Origin of the sequence: Pseudomonas sp. URMO17WK12:I9 (assembly GCF_900230165.1) — a bacterium.
GTDB classification, from domain to species: Bacteria; Pseudomonadota; Gammaproteobacteria; order Pseudomonadales; family Pseudomonadaceae; genus Aquipseudomonas; species Aquipseudomonas fulva.
In genome coordinates, this window is record NZ_OCMQ01000010.1 from 111,841 (window position 1) to 130,118 (window position 18,278).

Below are 18,278 nucleotides of genomic sequence, written 5' to 3' on the forward strand. Positions count from 1 at the left end.
CTACACCCTGCCTTCGAGTGTCTACTCCATGTTCAACAAAGGATTGTTGCTGGCCTGCGCGCTGGCCTTGCTCAGCGCCTGTGACGCCTCAACGCCCGACGCCTCGGCCCCTACCCAGAAGCCAACCGCCAGCGCTACCGCCAAGACAGCGCAGCGCGAAGACCCCGCCGTGCTTGCCAAGCGCTACGAGGGTCGTGAGCTGACGGTACTGGATGTGTCGGAAGTACAGCTCGATGGCGCGGCCACGCTGTCGGTCAGTTTCTCGGCGCCGCTGGATGCCGACCAGGACTTCGCCAACAAGGTGCACCTGGTGGACACGGTCAAGGGCAAGCTGGACGGTGCCTGGGAGCTGTCCGACAGCCAGATGGAGCTGCGCCTGCGTCACCTGGAACCGCAGCGCAAGCTGGTGCTGACCGTGGACAAAGGCCTGCTGGCTGTCAATGGCAAGGCCTTGCAGGAAGAGTCGATCACTCGCCTTGAGACACGCGACCTGCAACCCACCGTTGGCTTCGCCAGCCGGGGTTCGCTGTTGCCGACGCGGCTGGCAGAGGGACTGCCGGTCATCGCATTGAACGTGGACAAGGTGGATGTGGAGTTCTTTCGCGTCAAACCGGACATGGTCTCCTCGTTCATGGCCAACTGGGGGCGCAGCAGCAGCCTGGAGTACTACCAGTCCAAGGACACGCTGAGCATGGCCGAGCTGGTCTACAGCGGCCGCTTCGACCTCAACCCTGCACGCAACACGCGTGAAACCGTGCTGTTGCCCATTGCCGGCATCAAGCCGCTGCAGGAGCCCGGTGTGTACCTGGCCGTAATGCGCGCCTCGGGTACCTACGATTACTCCCAGCCAGCTACCCTGTTCACCCTGAGCGACATTGGCGTGTCGGCCCACCGCTACCGCGATCGCATCGATGTGTTCGCCCAGGCCCTGGAGGGGGGCAAGGCGATGGATGGCGTCAACATCGAGCTCCACGACAAGAAAGGCAAGCTGCTGGCCCAAGCCAGCACCGATGGCAAAGGCCATGCTGAACTGCCGATCACAACGAAGGCCGATACCCTCATCGCCACCCAAGGCGTGCACACGACCTTGTTGCGGCTCAATACTGCGGCGCTGGACCTGGCGGAATTCGACATCACCGGTCCCCAGGCCAATCCGCTGCAACTCTTCATCTTCGGCCCGCGCGACCTGTATCGCCCAGGCGAAACGGTGCTGTTGAACGGCTTGCTGCGCGACCAGGACGGCAAGCCCGTCAAGGCGCAACCGGTGAACGTCGAAGTACGCCGGCCGGATGAACAAGTCAGCCGCAAGTTCGTCTGGGAAGCAGACGATAACGGCCTGTTCCAGTACCAGTTGCAACTGGCCACCGAGGCGCCGACCGGCCGTTGGCAACTGCTGCTCGACCTGGGCGGCGGACGCAAGCAGGTCTACGAGTTCCTGGTCGAGGACTTCCTGCCTGAGCGGCTGGCCCTCGAACTCAAAGGCAGCAGCAAGCCCCTGGCCCCTGATCAGGACGCGCGCATCGAGGTGACTGGCCGCTATCTATACGGTGCGCCGGCCGCTGGCAATCGCCTGAGTGGCCAGGCCTATGTGCGCCCGCTGCGTGAAGCGGTACCTGCACTGCCGGGCTACCAGTTCGGCTCGGTTACCGAAGGCGAACTGGAGCAGGACCTGGAGCTTGATGAAGTCACCCTCGACCAGGCAGGCAAGGCGGTCCTGGATATTTCCAGCCGCTGGGCAGAGGCGCGTTCGCCGTTGCAACTGACCGTGCAGGCGAGCCTGCAGGAGTCCGGTGGCAGGCCCATCACCCGTCGCCTTGAGCAACCTGTTTGGCCGGCCGAACGCCTCCCAGGCCTGCGCGGGCTGTTCGACGGTGATGAAGCCGACAGTGAAGGCCCGGTGGAATTCGAGTTTCTGGTCGCTAACCGCGAGGGCAAGAAACTGGCCGCCGACGACCTGAAGGTCAGGCTGATCCGCGAGCGACGGGATTACTACTGGAATTATTCGCAAGGTGATGGCTGGAGCTACGCCTACAACGAAAAATTCCTGACCCAGGTGGAAGAGACGGTAAGCGTCAAGGCCGACGCCACGGCCAAGCTGAGCTTCCCGGTCGAGTGGGGCCCCTATCGCGTTGAGGTCGAAGACCCGCAGACCGGCCTGGTGTCCAGTCAGCGCTTCTGGGCAGGCTACCGCGCCCAGGACAATGCCGAGGGCGGAGCGGTACGCCCCGACCAGGTCAAGCTGGCCTTGGACAAGCCCTCCTACGCCGACGGTGCAACGGCCAAGGTCACGGTTACGCCACCAGCCGCCGGCAGTGGTTACTTGATGATCGAGTCCAGCGACGGCCCGTTGTGGTGGCAGGAAATCCAGGTGCCTGCAGAAGGAAAGACCTTCGATATCCCGCTGGACAAAGCCTGGGCACGCCACGACCTTTACCTCAGCACCTTGGTGGTGCGCCCAGGTGAACGCAAGGCCAATGCCACGCCCAAGCGTGCGGTAGGCCTGTTGCACCTGCCGCTCGACCGTGCCGAGCGCAAGCTGGCGGTGACGTTGCAGGCACCGGAAAAAATGCGTCCCAAGCAGCCACTGACGGTGAAAATCAAGGCGGCAAACGCCGACGGCAGCGTGCCTGCACAGGTGCGTGTGCTGGTGTCGGCGGTGGACGTCGGCATCCTCAATATCACCGACTTCAAGACCCCGGATCCCTTTGCAAGCCTGTTTGGTCGCAAGGCCTACGGTGCCGATCAGCTCGACATCTACGGGCAACTGATCGAAGCCGGGCAAGGGCGTCTGGCCAGCCTGGCATTCGGTGGTGACGCGGCGATGGCCAAGGGGGGCAAGCGCCCTAATACTACCGTCACCATCGTGGCCCAGCAGAGCCTGCCGGTGACCCTGAACGAGAAGGGGGAAGGGCAGGCCACGGTCGATATCCCTGATTTCAACGGTGAGTTGAGGCTCATGGCCCAGGCCTGGACCGAGGATCACTTTGGCATGGCAGAGGGCAAGACCGTTGTGGCCGCACCGCTGATTGCCGAACTCTCGGCCCCGCGGTTCCTGGCAGGCGGCGATCAGACGCGTTTGGCGCTGGACCTGGCCAACTTGTCGGGAGCTGCCCAACAGCTGACCGTGCAAGTGACCACCGAAGGGCAAGTGAGCCTGACCGGCAATGCCATGCAGTCTGTGGCGTTGGCCGAAGGCCAGCGGTCCACCCTGATGATTCCGGTACAGGCTCAAGGTGGCCTGGGGCAGGGCAAAGTGCATGTGCAGGTGACCGGCCTGCAGTTGGCCGGCGAGGCGCAGACCACGTTCGAGCGCGAATGGACACTGGGCGTGCGTCCGGCCTATCCCGCCATGCTCAAGCATTTCCGCGTGGCCTTGAAGGATCAGCCCTGGACGTTGCCCGAGGCGGACCTTGCTGCCTTCGAGCCTGCCGGCCTCGAGGGCACGCTGGCCCTGTCGAGCCGCCCCCCGCTCAACCTCGCCGAACAGATCCGCGCGCTGAAGGCTTACCCGTATGGGTGCCTCGAGCAGACCACCAGCGGGCTGTACCCATCGTTGTATGCGGACGCCGATACCCTCAAACGGCTCGGCATCGAGGGTGAACCGGCCACGGTGCGCAAGCGCAAGATCGAGATGGGCATCGAGCACCTGCTGGGTATGCAGCGCTACAACGGCAGCTTTGGCTTGTGGAGTGCCGACAGCGAAGAGGAATACTGGCTGACGGCCTATGTCACCGACTTCCTTCTGCGTGCCCGCGATCAAGGCTACGGGGTACCCGCCGAGGCGCTGAAGAAAGCCAGCGAGCGGTTGTTGCGCTACCTGCAGGAGCGCAACCTGATCGAGGTGGACTACAGCGAGGACGCCGATCACACCCGGTTCGCCGTGCAGGCTTACGCCGCGCTGGTGCTGTCGCGCAGTCAGCAGGCGCCCTTGGGCGCGCTACGCGGGTTGTTCGAGCGCCGCGCCGAAGCGCGTTCCGGTTTGCCGTTGGTGCAACTGGCCGTGGCGCTGGACAAGATGGGTGACAAACCTCGTGCCGACCAGGCCCTGCAGGCAGGGCTCGCCGTCAGCCGCGGCAAGCACTGGATGGCAGACTACGGCAGCCCCCTGCGTGACCAGGCGTTGATCCTGGCACTGCTGCAGGAAAACAAACTTGCCAGTGGCCAGGTGGACCAGCGGCTCTTCGCCCTGTCCGATGAAGTGGCGGCCAATCGCTGGCTGTCCACCCAGGAGCGCAACGCCTTGTTCCTGGCCGGACGTGGCCTGCTGGGTACGCCTGAAGCCAAGTGGCAGGCCCGTCTGGACAGCGCCGGTGAGCAGCGTGATTTCAATAACGCCGAAGCCGGCATGAAGCTGGAAGGGCCCCTGCTGGCATCGCCGCTGACGGTGCAGAACCATGGCAGCCAGACCGTCTACCAGCAACTGACCCTGTCGGGTTACCCCCGCCAGGCGCCGCCTGCCAGTAGCAATGGCATGCAGATCCGCCGCGAGTACCTGGGCATGAAGGGCCAGCCGCTGGACTTGGCGAACCTGCGCAGCGGCGATCTGGTGCTGGTGCATCTTGCCCTCAAGGCCGATGAGCGCGTTCCCGATGCGCTGGTGGTCGATCTCTTGCCAGCGGGCCTGGAGCTTGAAAACCAGAACCTTGCGCAAAGTGCAGCCAGCCTGGATAACGCCAGCGGCGCAGTGAAGCAATGGCGCGAATCGATGCAAAATGCCAACGTGGTTCACCAGGAGTATCGCGACGACCGTTACGTCGCAGCGCTCAAGCTGGACAGCTACGCAACCACCCACCTGCTGTACCTGGCGCGAGCGGTGACCCCAGGTACCTACCGGGTACCGCCACCGCAGGTCGAGTCGATGTACCGCCCCAACCTGCAGGCGGTGGGGGAAGGGCAGGGTGAAATGACGGTCAAGCCTCGCTAGGGGCAAGCCTTGTGCGACGAGCAGGGCTTTCACCTGTTCGTCGCACGGCCACTCAATGGATCACCCAGCTCATTACCCACAGGCCCAATACCAGCCAGATGATGCCGAGGATGATCGAGGCACGCATGAAGGCGCGGATCGCCGAAAACAGCAACATCAGGCCCACGATCAGGGCCAGGATGCTGACCAGCGAGGTGTCCATGCCCAACGTGCGCGACAGGCCATCGACGAAGTTGCCGCCCGCATTGGCCAACAGGTTGAACAACCCGCTCAGCGCGTCGACGACGATGCGGATCAGCGATCCCAGTGCTTGCCCCAGCCATTCGAAAAAACCTTCTACATGCATAGTTGCTTCCTGATCAACATGGCGGCGTTCTTGCCGTTTCCAGTGCTTTGGCCCTTGTCGGGGCAGGTCGGTTCCCGATGCCAAGCTTAGCCCGTTGGCGGCGATCGCGAACCGGCAAGGCAGTGCGTGCCCTGGTGATTGGCGCGGTGGCCTTGATGGGGCTGCTGTGGCTGGCCGACCGGATCTGGCCTTTGCCCATGCCCTCCGACGACCTGGCCCGGGTCGTGCTGGCCGAAGATGGCACGCCGTTGTGGCGATTCGCCGATGCCGACGGGGTGTGGCGCTATCCAGTCAGCCCCGAGCAGGTGTCGCCTCTATACCTGCAAGCGTTGCTGACGTACGAGGACCGCTGGTTCTACCAGCACTTGGGCGTGAACCCGATGGCTTTGGTCAGGGCGGCGTGGTTGAACGCGCGGGGCGGCCGCGTGGTGTCAGGCGGCAGCACGTTGTCGATGCAGGTGGCGCGCCTGCTCGATCCCCATGATCGCACCGTGGCGGGCAAGTTGCGGCAGCTGTGGCGCACGCTGCAGCTGGAATGGCACCTGTCCAAGCGGGACATTCTGCAAATCTACCTGGACCGCGCGCCGTTCGGCGGCACCTTGCAAGGTGTTGCCGCTGCCAGCTGGGCTTATCTGGGCAAGTCGCCCTTGCACCTGACGCCGTCGGAGGCAGCCCTGCTGGCGGTGCTGCCGCAAGCGCCCAGCCGCCTGCGCCCTGACCGCCACCCCGAGCGCGCCGAACGCGCGCGCAACAAGGTGCTGCAACGGTTGGCGCAGTATCAAGTGTGGCCCGAGCAGCGCCTGCGTGAAGCAGCTGAAGAACCGCTGGTGCTGGCACCGCGCCAGGAGCCGGCATTGGCACCATTGCTGGCCCGCCGTCTGAACACCCCTGGTAGCCCGCCGTTGATCCGTACCACCGTGGACGCCGGGTTACAGCGCCGGCTGGAAGACTTGCTGCTGGGATGGCGAGCGCGCCTGCCGGAGCGCACGTCTGCCGCAATCTTGGTGGTCGATGCGCAGACCATGGCTGTACGCGCTTACTTGGGCTCGATCGACCTCACGGACGCCCGGCGCTTCGGGCACGTGGACATGGTGCGGGCGTTGCGCTCGCCTGGCTCCACGCTCAAGCCGTTTCTGTATGGCCTGGCGATGGATGACGGGCTCATTCATTCCGAGTCGCTGTTGCAGGACGTGCCACGCCGCTACGGTGACTACCGTCCGGGCAATTTTTCCAGCGGCTTCAGCGGGCCGGTGTCGGCCAGTTCGGCATTGGCCCTGTCGCTCAACTTGCCCGCCGTGCAGTTGCTCGAGGCCTATGGCCCGAAACGCTTCGCCGCGCAGCTGCGCATGGGCGGCTTGCCGCTGACGCTACCGCCGCTGGCCGAGCCGAATCTTTCGCTGATCCTGGGCGGTGCCGGTAGCCGCCTGGAAGACCTGGTAGGCGGCTATGCGGCCTTGGCCCGTGAGGGTAAAAGCGCCCAGGTGCGGTTGCAGCCCCAAGCACCCTTGGTGGAGCACCGGCTCTTGTCGCCGGGTGCGGCGTGGATCATTCGGCGCATCCTTGGTGGCCAGGCTCGGCCCGACCGCGATCGGCATGCCGAACTGGTACGTCGCCCCCAACTGGCCTGGAAAACCGGCACCAGCTACGGCTTTCGAGATGCCTGGTCGATTGGCGTCGGCCCTCGCTACCTGATCGGGGTATGGATTGGCCGGCCGGACGGCACCCCTGTGGCCGGGCAGTTCGGTCTGGCCTCGGCCGCCCCGTTGATGCTGCAAGTGCACGACCTGCTCAGCAACCGGGACAGCCAGCGCGGGTTCGAAGCCCCGGTGCAGCGAACGCCTGCCAATGTCGGGGTGGCGGCGATCTGTTGGCCTTTGGGGCAAGCTATGAGCCGCCAGGACGACAACTGCAGGCGCCAGCGCTTTGCCTGGACCCTGGACGGCACCGTTCCCCCTACGTTGCAGGCGGCCGATCAGCCGCTGGGCCTGGGTTTGCGCGAACACATCTGGGTCAACGACCGCGGTTTGCGCGTCGACAGCACTTGCCCAGGCGCCCAGGCGCGCGAGGTGGCCCTGTGGCCCGCCCCCCTGGAACCCTGGTTGCCTCGAGCTGAACGGCGGGCTGCCCGTCTACCGGCCATGGACCCCACATGCCCACCGCAAGGTCCGGTCAGTGCCCCGCCGCTGGCCATCGTCGGTATTCGTTCTGGTGACCATCTGCGTCGCCCCGCCACCAGTGGTGAGCCGCTGCAAGTGCCAGTGTCGGCGCTGGGCGGTGGTGGGCGGCGTTGGTGGTTCCTCAATGGACAACCGCTGGGGGAAACCCAGGGGCAGGACAGCTTGCTGGTGCGCCTGCCGCAGGCAGGGCATGCCGAATTGAGTGCGCTGGACGAAAGCGGTGAGACCGCGCGGGTCGTGTTTCAGGTCAACGAGTAGTACGGCGGTGTGCCGGTGCCTTGGCACCGGCACCTGTCAGTGCGCCGTGAAGCGTTGATTCACCGGGGAGGAGCCTGGTGTCAGAGCCAATGCCAGTTGCGTGCGGTTGTGCATATGGGTCAGGCGCAACACCTGGGACACGTACAGTTTCACTGTGTTTTCGGTGATACCCAATTCACAGGCGATCTGATAATTGGTCTTGCCCTTGCCCACTAGCCGCGCCACCTCCAATTGACGGGGCGAGAGCTTTTCGAACACCGAGGGCAGCTCGGCCTCGGCTTCCTCCGTGTCGCCGGCGCGCCGGTGAGCCCCCTGCCCGCGGGCTTTTTCCAAGTCCTGATACAGTTCGTCGACGGACTCTGCCAGATCCTGCAGGCGCTGATTGAGCCCACTGAGGTCGTGGAAACCGCGCTGACGTTCCTGCAGCACCTGCTCCTGGCGGCGTACCCCTTCGAGCAGCTCGTCAAGGTCCATCGGTTTCTGGTAGTAGTCCGCAAAGCCTTCGCGCAGCGCCCGAATGACGTCCTGCTTTTCGGCACGGCCGGTCAACATGATCGCCTCGAACATGCGCTGATTGCCGTCGATCTGCTTTAGAGCCCGCATCAGTTCGATGCCATCGCGTCCGGGCATGTGAAGGTCGCAGATGATCAGACCGATGGCTGGGTCGGCCTTATAGTGTTTTACCGCCTCATCCGTGGAGAGTGCCGATACGCAACTGTATCCCTTGGCTTGCAGGAACTCGCACAGCTGTTCGACGATGACCGACTGATCATCGACTACCAGCACTTTCATTTCACTTACAGGTTTGGACACGATCAACTCCCTGTGAATATACGGCCCTGCTCCCGGGCTAGACGCTCTGGCAGATTAAAAGTAGCCGTACCTCTCGTAGTTGTACAAGGTGTGTACAAGATTAGGGACCGCTGGTTTCTTCATTGGATCCATACAGCTGTCAGAAGGTAGCCAGCCAGCACATAGGGGACGAATGCCTGCTTGTCGCCCATGGCTTCGGTCAGGGCCTGCAGGCGTTTTTTCACCTTGGGGTTGAGCAGCGTCCATAAGCGTCTGCGGGTAGTCAGCCAGATCAACAACGCGATCCCGGCCCCGATAAAGGTGCCGAGCACATGATCGGTGCCGGTAGCCAATGCCAGCGCGCCCATCAGTTTGACGTCATCGGCGCCGAAGTGGCCCATCATGTAGCCGGGCAAGGTGAGGAGCATGACGATGGCCAGCCCCCAGCCTGCCGAGCTAGGGTCGGCGCCAAGCCAAGTGTGGCCGGTTGCGAACAGCCATAGCAGAGCCCCTACGGCCACACCCAGCGTCAATAGATCCGGGAGCTGGCGCTGGCGCACATCCTGTTCGGTACACAAGGCAAGCCACAGAAGAAGAACAATGCTTTGCATCGACAGGTCGCCTTTCCTGGTAGATGAACACTTACCCGCTCAGTCAGGTTTCCTTAGTCAAGATAGACCGGAACCTGCATGACGGCCGTGTGCCGCGAGGAAAAGGCGCTGGGAGAATGGGTTTTGTCGCAGTCGTCGTCTGTCGAGAGGGGAGGTCGGCCTCTGCCTGCACCCCGCCACGGGGCGAGGCAGGCAGAACAGGCCCCGCTAGCGATTGCTGCCAGGTGGATAATTGCCCAGCACCTGAGCCACCGTTTTTTGGATGGCTTCGTTGCGTTCCTGCGGGCTTGGCGGGTAGTTGTTCATGATCTGCTCGGCACTGCCGCGCCAGACCAGCTTGCCATCGCGCCCATCAAGCAAGTCGACCTGGATGGTCGCGACTTTGTAGTCGACGCTGCGGGTTTCGTTGTACATCGGCCCGCCCCAGTAACCTCCCCAATAGCCACCCCAACCGCCGCCGTAGTTGGTGGTGACCTGTTGCTGGCGTTGCTCCACTATCAGGTAGGTGCGCACGTTGAGGTCCGCTCGCGTGCCAGGGGGCGCTGGGCGTAGGCCACGCTGATCAAGCTGTTCGCTGACCGCCTGACGGATGCGCTGCTCGGTCAGGTCGCTCTTGATGCGTGGATCGTCAGGACGATATTGCAGGCCGGGCTCCTGCCAGGCCCAGTTGCGGTAGGTGGCAAAATCACGACTCGCGTCGTAGTCCTGCTGCACATTATGGCTTGAGCAGGCAGCCAGCAAGGCCGCGAACGACACGAGTAACAGGCGGCGAAACATGATGAATCTCCGTTAGGCGTTAACTGGGAGGATAGCCGCTGAGGGCCTTGCGCACGGCGTCGCGCACGGCATTTTCACGGTCTCGCGGTGAACCCTGGTCGTTGCCGCTTTCGGCGCTGGCGCTCCAGACGGCCTGGCCGCTGCGGCTGTCGTACAGGTCGATGCGCACCACCATGACCTCAACCTGATAGGTGCGCACCACTGGGGTACTGGCATAACCCCCAAAACCGTTGCGGTAACCGCCATAGCCTACGTTGCCGTAGGGCCCGTAGTAGGGGTCGTAGCCGTCGTAGTCGCGCACTTGGCGCAGGCGTTTCTCAAGGCGGATATCGGCGCCGACGAGCAGGTCGCCAACGCCGCTGCGGGCGGGGCGCAAGCCCTGCTGATCGAGCGCTGCGGCGACGGCATCGGCCAACTGCGCAGGGTCGGCATTGGCCGAACCGCTGGGCAGGTGGCCGTCATGCCAGCTCCAGCTGCGGTAGCGGCCGTAGTCCCGTGTCGGTGCGGGGTAAGCGCTTGCGTCGAACGTGGTCGCTGCCTGAGGCGGGGCTGGTGGCAGTGGGCGGCTGCTGGCGACGTAGGGATTGGTGCCCTGGCATCCGGCCAGAACCAACGGCAGCAGGGCCAGTGGCAACAGACGGTACGGCATGCTTGCTCCTCACGGCAGGTCAACGTGGGCGACAGACCCAGTGCAGGTAACGGCCCAGGCCGGCGAAACTCGGATGGCGGCGGTGAGCGAGCTCCATTTCCAGCAGGTCCAGCAGCTCGGCGCGGTCCTGAAATTCCTTGGGCATGTAGTCATGGAAAACACGTATGCCACTTTCACTTTCGACCTGCCACAGAGGTTCAAGTTGCGCCCTGAGCGCCCGCGGATCAAGTGGTTTCTGCGGGGTAAGGCTCTGCTTTTCACCTTCGAGGCGATTGCTGCGCAGTTTGCGGAAGTGGCCCTTGAGCAGGTTGCGGTAGACCAGGGCATCGCGGTTGTAGAACGCCAACGACAGCCACCCTTCGGGGGCCGTGAGTTGATGCAGAACTGGCAGGATACTTTCCGGCTCAGCCAGCCATTCAAGTACCGCGTGGCACACGACCACGTCGTAGGGCTCGGTCAGCTCGCCCAGCAACGCTTGCCAGGGTGCCTGGATGAACGTTGCCGCCTGACCCGCTGCGGCAAAGCGGGCCCGTGCCCCTTCGAGCATGGGCTCGGCGGGTTCGGCCAGGGTAAGCTGGTGCCCGCGCTGGGCCAACCATAGCGCCATGTGGCCAAGGCCAGCACCGATATCGAGGACGCGCAACGGGCGATCCGGCAAGGCTTCGGCCAGGTCGGCCTGCAAGACTGCCAGCCTGATCGCACCCTTTGCGCCGCCATAGATCTTTTCGGCAAAACGGGTGGCCAGTTCATCGAAATGACGGTCGTTCATCGTGCGAAGCGCCTTTCACTGTCGGCCAGCTTGGCGCGCACCACCTGGTCCATGTCCAGCCCCAGTTCACTGCACAACAGCAACAGGTAGAGCACGACATCGCCTACTTCCTGACCGGCGTGGGCCAACTGTTCGGGTGGCAGGCGACGTGACTCGTCCTCGCTGAGCCACTGGAAGATTTCAACCAGCTCGGCCATTTCAACGCTGGCGGCCATGGCCAAATTCTTTGGGCTGTGGAAACGTTGCCAGTCATTGGTATCGCGGATTTGATGCAGGCGTTGAGTCAGTTCTTGCAGGTTCATCGGGTTCTCCTCATGGCGCATAGCTTCCGCGCAGGGCCGTTGCAAAGCAAGCTTCCCTGCACGGGGGCAGCACGCGCGAGTCAGCCCTGCAAGCAGGCCCAGCGGCCGAGCATATGTACCACGTCCGCCTGGCCGTCCAGGCGCAGTTCACCCACAGGGCCGGCCTGGCTGCCGCTGAGTACCACCTCCGAGGGCAAGCGCACGGGTTTGTGGAAGTCCACTTCGAACCAATAGCCACTGTGGGGCAAGTGCCCGTGCAGCGCGGCCATGGCCATGGACTTGCTCCACATGCCGTGGGCGATGGCAGTGGGAAAACCGAACAGCTGGGCGCTGGGGGCGCTGAGGTGAATGGGGTTGTAGTCGCCGCAGACCTTGGCATAACGGCGGCCGATATCACTGTCGGCATACCAGCGCGTGACTTCAGGCAAGCTGCTGGCCTGATCCTCGGCCGCTTCTGCCGCTTCTGCCGCTTCTGCGGGGTCGCCGTCGAGCTTCAGCCCGCGCACGAGCATGCGGCTGGTTTCCCGCCAGAGCACGCCGATACCGTCCGCCGCCTCGGTGACCAGGTCGAACGTTCCGCCTTTGGGGTGGGGCTGCAGGTTGTCGGCGTGAACCGCCATGCGCAGCGACTCGATGCCCCCAAGCGGGCGAATGACGTCAATGCGGTTGTGCAGGTGGACCAGCCCCAGTAGCGGAAAGGGAAACTGCTCGGCGGTCATCAACTGCAGTTGCAGGTTGAACGCCATGATGTGCGGATACGTGGCAGGCAGCCGGCCATCGTCGACGAAACGACACAACTGCCGGTAGGCATGCAGTTGCTTGGGCTGAACCGCCAGGGTGCAGCGCAGCCCGTGCATAGGCAGTTGATCACCGGTGATGCGTCGTTTGCCCGCTGCGCGCAGGTACAGGCTGGCGCGGCTGGCGGGTTGGTGCAGGTCATGCCATTGTCGTTGCATGCTCAGGCCCCCATCAGTGCTTGGCCGCACACCCGCAGCACCTGGCCGCTCACGACACCGGAGCCAGGTTGGCTAAGCCAGGCGATGGCTTCGGCCACATCCTGGGGCTTGCCGCCCTGGCCGAGCGAACTCAGGCGTCGCCCCGCCTCGCGCAAGCCCATGGGCATGGCGCCAGTCATATGGGTCTCAATGAAGCCAGGCGCCACGGCGTTGATGCTGATGCCTTGCTCGGCAAGCGTCGGTGCCCAGGCCTGAGCCAAGCCAATCAGCCCAGCTTTGCTGGCCGCATAGTTGGATTGCCCACGGTTGCCGGCGATGCCGCTGACCGAAGCCAGCAGGGTGATGCGGGCGTCCGCGTGCAACGCGCCGTTATCGAGCAGGGCCTGGGTCAGCACCTGCGGAGCCTTGAGGTTCACCGCCAGCACGGCGTCCCAATATTCGGGGGTCATGTTCGCCAGGGTCTTGTCACGGGTGATGCCTGCGTTGTGCACCAGGATGTCGAGGCCATCGGGCAAGGCCGCCAGCAACTGTTCGGCGGCGTCACTGGCGCAAATGTCCAGTGCTAGCGCCTTGCCACCCAGGCGCGCAGCGAGCGCCTGCAATGGCTCGCTGGCCTGGGGCACATCGAGCAGCAACACGTCGGCACCGTCGCGGGCCAGGGTTTCTGCAATGGCGGCGCCGATGCCGCGGGCAGCCCCGGTGATCAGCGCACGCTTGCCGCTAAGCGGCCGTGTCCAGTCCTCCACCTGAGCCTGGCAGGGCTGAAGGCGCAGCACCTGCCCCGACACGAAGGCGCTCCTGGGTGACAGGAAGAAGCGCAAGGCGCCTTCGAGTTGAGATTCGGCGCCATCACCCACGTACAGCAACTGTGCAGTAGCGCCGTTGCGCAGCTCCTTGGCCAGTGACCGGCTGAACCCTTCAAGCGCACGCTGGGCGACGCTGGCCATCGGGTCAGCGACGGCCTCAGGCGGGCGACCCAACACCACGATATGGGCGCAGGGCGCCAGGTTGCGCAGCAGCGGCTGGAAGAATTCGCGCAACTGCGTGAGCGCATCGCTGTCGGACAAGTGACTGGCATCGAATACCAGCGCCTTGATCTTGGGGCCCAACCCGGCGACCCAGGGTTCGCACTGGAGGCCTTGGCCGTTGAAACCGTAAACCGCGTCGGTCAACCGCGCTGCGAGTGTTTCGACCTGGCGTGCCAAGGGGCCGCCGCCAAGGACCAACGGCCCGTCCACTGGCCGCATGCGGCCCGCTTCCCAGCGCTCCAGGGTGGCTGGACGAGGCAGGCCCAGGCTGTCGACAAGTTTGCGGCCGAGGCTTGAGTTGGCAAAACCAAGGTAGCGATCACTCATGGTGGGTCCTCCGAAAGCAAGTCTGACAGTGTGGACCAGGATTGTGGCCAGGTCGTTCGAATGCAGCAAAAACACCTAGGCTCTACGGATCAAATTGTTTCAGGAGGAACATGCGCATGCGCTCACTTCGCCGGGTCGCTATCTTGGGCGGCAATCGAATCCCATTCGCCCGTTCCAATGGTGCGTACGCCACCGCCAGCAATCAGGACATGCTGACTGCCGCACTCGAGGGGCTCATCGAGCGCTACCGCCTGCACGGCCTGCGCCTTGGCGAAGTGGTGGCAGGGGCGGTACTCAAGCATGCCCGGGACATGAACCTTACGCGCGAGTGCGTGCTGGGTTCACGCCTGTCGGCCTCGACCCCCGCCTATGACATTCAGCAGGCCTGCGGCACCGGGCTTGAAGCTGCATTGCTGGTGGCCAATAAAATTGCCCTCGGGCAGATCGACTGCGGCATCGCCGGCGGCGTCGACACGACCTCCGACGCACCCATCGCCGTGAGCGAAGGGCTGCGCCGAATGATGTTGCAGGCCAACCGGGGCAAGACGCTGGGTGACCGACTCAAGCCTTTTCTGGGCTTGCGGCCTCACCATCTCAAGCCGTCGCTGCCGCGCAACGGCGAGCCACGCACCGGGTTGTCGATGGGCGAGCACTGCGAACGCATGGCCAAAACCTGGCGCATTGGCCGGGACGAGCAGGATGAGATGGCGCTGCGTAGCCATCAATGCCTGGCACGTGCCTACGAAGAAGGTTGGCAGGACGATCTGATGACCCCTTTTTGGTCGCTGACCCGGGACAACAACTTGCGCCCCGACCTGACACGGGAGCAACTGGCCAAGCTCAAACCGGCCTTCGACCGCAGCGATGAGGGCACCTTGACGGCAGGCAACTCCACGCCGTTGACCGATGGCGCCTCGCTGGTGTTGCTGGGGACTCAGGAATGGGCAGACCAACATGGCCTGCCGGTGCTCGCCTACCTGGTCGATGGCGAAACAGCCGCGGTGGATTTCGTCGACGGCCGCGAGGGCTTGCTGATGGCGCCCGTGTATGCGGTGCCGCGATTGCTGGCCCGCAACAACCTGACGCTGCAGGATTTCGATTACTACGAGATCCATGAGGCATTCGCGGCCCAGGTACTGTGCACCCTCAAGGCCTGGGAGGATGACCAGTACTGCCGGGACCGCCTTGGGCTGGATGCGCCGCTGGGGGCGATCGACCGTTCTCGGCTGAACGTGAAGGGCAGCTCACTTGGGGCAGGCCATCCATTCGCCGCAACGGGTGGGCGCATCCTAGCCAACTTGGCCAAGCTGCTGTCGACAGCGCCCCAAGGGCGAGGCCTGATCTCGATCTGCGCCGCAGGCGGGCAGGGCGTTACGGTCATCGTCGAGCGGTGAGCGTCGGTGTTGATCCGGCTGGGTGACCGAAGGTGGCCATCGAGCCGGATAACGCCGAGGGCGCCTGGGCTGTTAGGCTTGTCCGATCATCATGATAAGAAGTCGCCATGCCTGCCATCGGACATCCCCGTCCCATTCCAACGCTCGATTGCCTGCCTCGACCACTCTATGCCCGCGCCGAGCGACTGGTCGCCGGCTCGTGGACGACGTCGCATCAACACGACTGGGTGCAGTTTTCCTATGCCATCAGTGGCGTATTGGGGGTGTACACCCAGGCAGGCAGTTACTTCGCCCCGCCGCAATGGGGCGTGTGGATACCCGCGCAGGCCGAGCATGCGGTGTCCAGTTCGATGCAGGCTGAAATGCGCAGCCTCTACATACGCCGCGATGCCTGCCCTTGGGCGGCTGAGCGTTGCCGTGTGCTGGAAGTGACCCCCTTGGCCCGTGAGCTGATCAAGCAGTTCTGCCTGTACCCTGCACATTACCCAGAAGGCGATAGCGCACAGGCGCGTCTGGTCGCCGTGCTGCTTGACCAGTTGCAAGCGTTGCCAGAGGTGGCGTTTTCGTTGCCGCTGCCGCAACATCCAGGCTTGCTTGCCCTGTGCAATGGCCTGATCGCTGCACCGGAGCAGCCGCAGACCTTGCAGCAATGGGCGCGCGAACTGGGGTGTTCGGAAAAGACCCTGATGAGGTTGTTCCAGCGCGAGACCGGGTTGAGCTTTCGCAACTGGCGCCAGCGCATGCGCCTGCTGTCGTCCTTGACCGCGCTCGAGGCAGGGCACACGGTCACTGACGCGGCGCTGGGCTGCGGGTACGACTCTACCTCCGCCTACATCGCCGCGTTCAAGCAGCTGTTCGGTGCCACGCCAGGCGAGCTTAAACTCTAGCGGCTTACCTGGTGCGGCGCCCCGCGAGCCGGGTGAACGTGCACGCCCGATACTTGCGAGGCTTTTGCCGTCAGGTACGGAACCTGCGGACCAGCGCGTCCAGCTCGTTGGACAGGCCGGCGAGGCTTTCGGAGTCCTGGCGGGCTGCCTGGGCCAGTTCTGCCACCAGCTGGGCATCGCCGTGGATCTGGCTGATGTGCCGGTTGATGTCCTCGGCTACTTGGTGCTGCTCTTCGGCTGCCGTGGCGATCTGCGTGTTCATGTCACGGATAACGTCCACCGACTCGCGTATTTGACCAAAGCTGTCGCGGGCCATGCCGATACGGCTCACCGATTGCTGCGAAACTTCGAGGCTGGCGTGCATTTGCGCCGCCACCTCGGCCGTACGCCCGGCCAGGTTGCCCAGCAGGCCGTCGATTTCGGCCGTGGAGTCGGCGGTTCGCTTGGCCAGGGCACGCACTTCATCTGCCACCACTGCGAACCCACGCCCTTGCTCACCGGCACGGGCCGCTTCGATGGCGGCGTTGAGCGCCAGTAGGTTGGTCTGCTCGGCAATGGAACGGATGGTGCCCAGGATCGACTGGATGGCGTTGCTGTCGCGCTCAAGCTGCTGAATCGACTGCGCCGACTGTTCGATCTCGTGGCTCAGGCGGTCGACGCTGCTGACGGCGGCATCGATCTGCTGCTGGCCTTCGCGCGCCTGCTGCTGGCCGCTGTCGGCCGACTGCGCCGCCTGGCTGCAGGAACGTGCGACCTCGTTGGCAGTGGCGACCATTTCATGGAAGGCGGTGGAGACCATGTCGACTGCCTCACGCTGGCGCCCGGCGGCCTCGGCCATGTCGCTGGACACGCGTGTCGAGCTGGTGGAGGTGTTGAGGATATTGCCGGCCGCGGCGCTGATGTGCTGGATAAGGCTGCGAATGGCCCCCAGGAACTGGTTGAACCAGCTCGCCAGCTGGGCAGTTTCGTCACGGCCGCGGATTTCCAGGTTGCGGGTCAGGTCCCCTTCGCCCTGGGCGATGTCCTCAAGCCCGTTGGTGACGCTGTTGATCGGGCGCACGATCAGTTTGGCGAAGGTGGCACCCACGACGGCGAACACGGCAGCCAGTACCAGCGCGACGATCCCGATCAGCCAGGTCAGGCGGGTGGTGGTCTGCATCACCTCGCGCTGCTCGATCAGCCCGATAAGCGTCCAGCCCAGCTGTTCGTCCGGGTAGATGTTGGCCATGTAGCGAACACCGTCCAGCTCGACTTCAGCCAGGCCCTTGCCGTGCTTGGCAAGCTCGGCGTAGCCGTCGCCGAAGCTCGCCAGTTGTTTGAAGTTGTGCGCGGTATCCCGTGGGTCTACCAAGACGTTGCCGTTATTTTCGACCAGCAGCAGGTACCCACTTTCGCCCAGCTTGATCTGCTTGACGATTTCGGTGAGGCCTTTGATGGAAACGTCGACGTTGACTACGCCGCCAGGGTTGCCCAGCTGGTTGGCCACGGCACGCACGGTGCTGACCAGTACGGCATCGTCGGCGGCCCAGTAGTAGGCACCGGTGCGCAGGGTCTTGCCAGGGTTGGCCATGGCCAGCTGGTACCAAGGGCGCGTACGCGGATCGTAGTTGACGAACTTCTGCCCTGCCGGCCAGCCGACGTAGCCCCCGTCGGCGACCCCGTAGGAGAGGTAGGCATAGGCAGGATGAGCATTGGCCAGGCTGGTCATGAACGCCAGAATCTTGCTCGATTGCTCGCCCAGCTCGTAGGACGGCGTGGCGCTCGTGTACTTGGTCAGCTCGTTGCCAGTGGCCGCCACCAAGGGTTGCGAGGCCATGTACTCCACGTTCTGGCTGATGCCTTGGAAGAAGATGTTCATCGCGTTGCTGACCTGACGGATTTCTCGACTGCTGCTGTCGAGGAAGCCGTCCCTGGCCTCGCCGCGTAGGTTGAGTACCACCAGGGTGGCCACCAGCACGATGGGCAGGGCGGCGATGATCGCAAAAGCCCAGGTCAGTTTCTGTTTGATGCTCATCGGCGCTCCCGAATTATTGTTGTCGACACATGAGGCAGGTACCTAATGCATCGGCAGCAACCGAATT

At 64.0% G+C, this 18,278-nt stretch carries 14 protein-coding genes; 4 read left to right on the forward strand and 10 right to left on the reverse strand.

Annotated elements, in window-relative coordinates; genetic code table 11:
• Nucleotides 1-28 precede the first annotated feature (28 nt).
• Nucleotides 29-4,924, forward strand: a complete 4,896-nt coding sequence (locus tag CRP40_RS18255) for an alpha-2-macroglobulin (RefSeq protein WP_027915170.1) — start codon at nt 29-31, stop codon at nt 4,922-4,924.
• 52 nt (nt 4,925-4,976) lie between these two features.
• Here the strand turns inward: CRP40_RS18255 and CRP40_RS18260 are convergent, their stop codons facing one another.
• The gene (locus CRP40_RS18260; RefSeq protein ID WP_023535173.1) at nt 4,977-5,270 is read right to left on the reverse strand and encodes a hypothetical protein; all 294 of its coding nucleotides are present in this window, start codon (nt 5,268-5,270) and stop codon (nt 4,977-4,979) included.
• 77 nt (nt 5,271-5,347) lie between these two features.
• On the opposite strand from CRP40_RS18260, the gene pbpC reads away from it, so the two are divergent.
• The gene (gene pbpC / locus CRP40_RS18265) at nt 5,348-7,705 is read left to right on the forward strand and encodes a peptidoglycan glycosyltransferase PbpC (RefSeq protein WP_027915171.1); all 2,358 of its coding nucleotides are present in this window, start codon (nt 5,348-5,350) and stop codon (nt 7,703-7,705) included.
• Nucleotides 7,706-7,741: 36 nt separating this feature from the next.
• On the opposite strand, the gene CRP40_RS18270 is transcribed toward pbpC, so the two are convergent.
• From CRP40_RS18270 to CRP40_RS18305, 8 genes are all read right to left on the reverse strand, one after another.
• Complete coding sequence (locus tag CRP40_RS18270; protein WP_027915172.1) at nt 7,742-8,518, reverse strand: response regulator transcription factor; 777 nt, start codon at nt 8,516-8,518, stop codon at nt 7,742-7,744.
• Between the two features lie 119 nt (nt 8,519-8,637).
• Entirely contained in the window at nt 8,638-9,108 is a 471-nt protein-coding gene (locus CRP40_RS18275; protein WP_027915173.1) for an A24 family peptidase, read from the reverse strand.
• Nucleotides 9,109-9,315: 207 nt separating this feature from the next.
• Entirely contained in the window at nt 9,316-9,885 is a 570-nt protein-coding gene (locus CRP40_RS18280; protein WP_027915174.1) for a DUF4136 domain-containing protein, read from the reverse strand.
• Between the two features lie 19 nt (nt 9,886-9,904).
• Nucleotides 9,905-10,534: a DUF4136 domain-containing protein gene (locus CRP40_RS18285; RefSeq protein WP_027915175.1), complete on the reverse strand. Its 630-nt coding sequence runs from the start codon at nt 10,532-10,534 to the stop codon at nt 9,905-9,907.
• Between the two features lie 19 nt (nt 10,535-10,553).
• Entirely contained in the window at nt 10,554-11,303 is a 750-nt protein-coding gene (locus tag CRP40_RS18290; protein ID WP_027915176.1) for a methyltransferase domain-containing protein, read from the reverse strand.
• On the reverse strand, nt 11,300-11,605 hold the full coding sequence (locus CRP40_RS18295; protein ID WP_023535180.1) for a MazG-like family protein: 306 nt from the start codon (nt 11,603-11,605) through the stop codon (nt 11,300-11,302). The genes CRP40_RS18290 and CRP40_RS18295 overlap by 4 nt, the downstream gene beginning before the upstream one ends.
• An 80-nt stretch (nt 11,606-11,685) precedes the next feature.
• Entirely contained in the window at nt 11,686-12,561 is an 876-nt protein-coding gene (locus CRP40_RS18300) for a MaoC/PaaZ C-terminal domain-containing protein (RefSeq protein WP_027915177.1), read from the reverse strand.
• Between the two features lie 2 nt (nt 12,562-12,563).
• Complete coding sequence (locus tag CRP40_RS18305; protein WP_027915178.1) at nt 12,564-13,916, reverse strand: 3-oxoacyl-ACP reductase; 1,353 nt, start codon at nt 13,914-13,916, stop codon at nt 12,564-12,566.
• A 116-nt stretch (nt 13,917-14,032) separates the two neighbouring features.
• On the opposite strand from CRP40_RS18305, the gene CRP40_RS18310 reads away from it, so the two are divergent.
• Entirely contained in the window at nt 14,033-15,310 is a 1,278-nt protein-coding gene (locus CRP40_RS18310) for an acetyl-CoA C-acetyltransferase (RefSeq protein ID WP_027915179.1), read from the forward strand.
• Between the two features lie 107 nt (nt 15,311-15,417).
• Nucleotides 15,418-16,197, forward strand: a complete 780-nt coding sequence (locus tag CRP40_RS18315) for a helix-turn-helix transcriptional regulator (protein WP_027915180.1) — start codon at nt 15,418-15,420, stop codon at nt 16,195-16,197.
• Nucleotides 16,198-16,267: 70 nt separating this feature from the next.
• Here CRP40_RS18315 and CRP40_RS18320 read toward each other — a convergent pair whose 3' ends face one another.
• Entirely contained in the window at nt 16,268-18,211 is a 1,944-nt protein-coding gene (locus tag CRP40_RS18320; protein WP_027915181.1) for a methyl-accepting chemotaxis protein, read from the reverse strand.
• Between the last annotated feature and the right edge of the window lie 67 nt (nt 18,212-18,278).

Coding starts and splice junctions, on each gene's coding strand:
- CRP40_RS18255 (WP_027915170.1), top strand. CDS start 29: ATGTTCAACAAAGGATTGTTGCTGGCCTGCGCGCTGGCCTTGCTCAGC.
- CRP40_RS18260 (WP_023535173.1), bottom strand. CDS start 5,270: ATGCATGTAGAAGGTTTTTTCGAATGGCTGGGGCAAGCACTGGGATCG.
- pbpC (WP_027915171.1), top strand. CDS start 5,348: ATGCCAAGCTTAGCCCGTTGGCGGCGATCGCGAACCGGCAAGGCAGTG.
- CRP40_RS18275 (WP_027915173.1), bottom strand. CDS start 9,108: ATGCAAAGCATTGTTCTTCTTCTGTGGCTTGCCTTGTGTACCGAACAG.
- CRP40_RS18280 (WP_027915174.1), bottom strand. CDS start 9,885: ATGTTTCGCCGCCTGTTACTCGTGTCGTTCGCGGCCTTGCTGGCTGCC.
- CRP40_RS18285 (WP_027915175.1), bottom strand. CDS start 10,534: ATGCCGTACCGTCTGTTGCCACTGGCCCTGCTGCCGTTGGTTCTGGCC.
- CRP40_RS18290 (WP_027915176.1), bottom strand. CDS start 11,303: ATGAACGACCGTCATTTCGATGAACTGGCCACCCGTTTTGCCGAAAAG.
- CRP40_RS18295 (WP_023535180.1), bottom strand. CDS start 11,605: ATGAACCTGCAAGAACTGACTCAACGCCTGCATCAAATCCGCGATACC.
- CRP40_RS18300 (WP_027915177.1), bottom strand. CDS start 12,561: ATGCAACGACAATGGCATGACCTGCACCAACCCGCCAGCCGCGCCAGC.
- CRP40_RS18305 (WP_027915178.1), bottom strand. CDS start 13,916: ATGAGTGATCGCTACCTTGGTTTTGCCAACTCAAGCCTCGGCCGCAAA.
- CRP40_RS18310 (WP_027915179.1), top strand. CDS start 14,033: ATGCGCTCACTTCGCCGGGTCGCTATCTTGGGCGGCAATCGAATCCCA.
- CRP40_RS18315 (WP_027915180.1), top strand. CDS start 15,418: ATGCCTGCCATCGGACATCCCCGTCCCATTCCAACGCTCGATTGCCTG.
- CRP40_RS18320 (WP_027915181.1), bottom strand. CDS start 18,211: ATGAGCATCAAACAGAAACTGACCTGGGCTTTTGCGATCATCGCCGCC.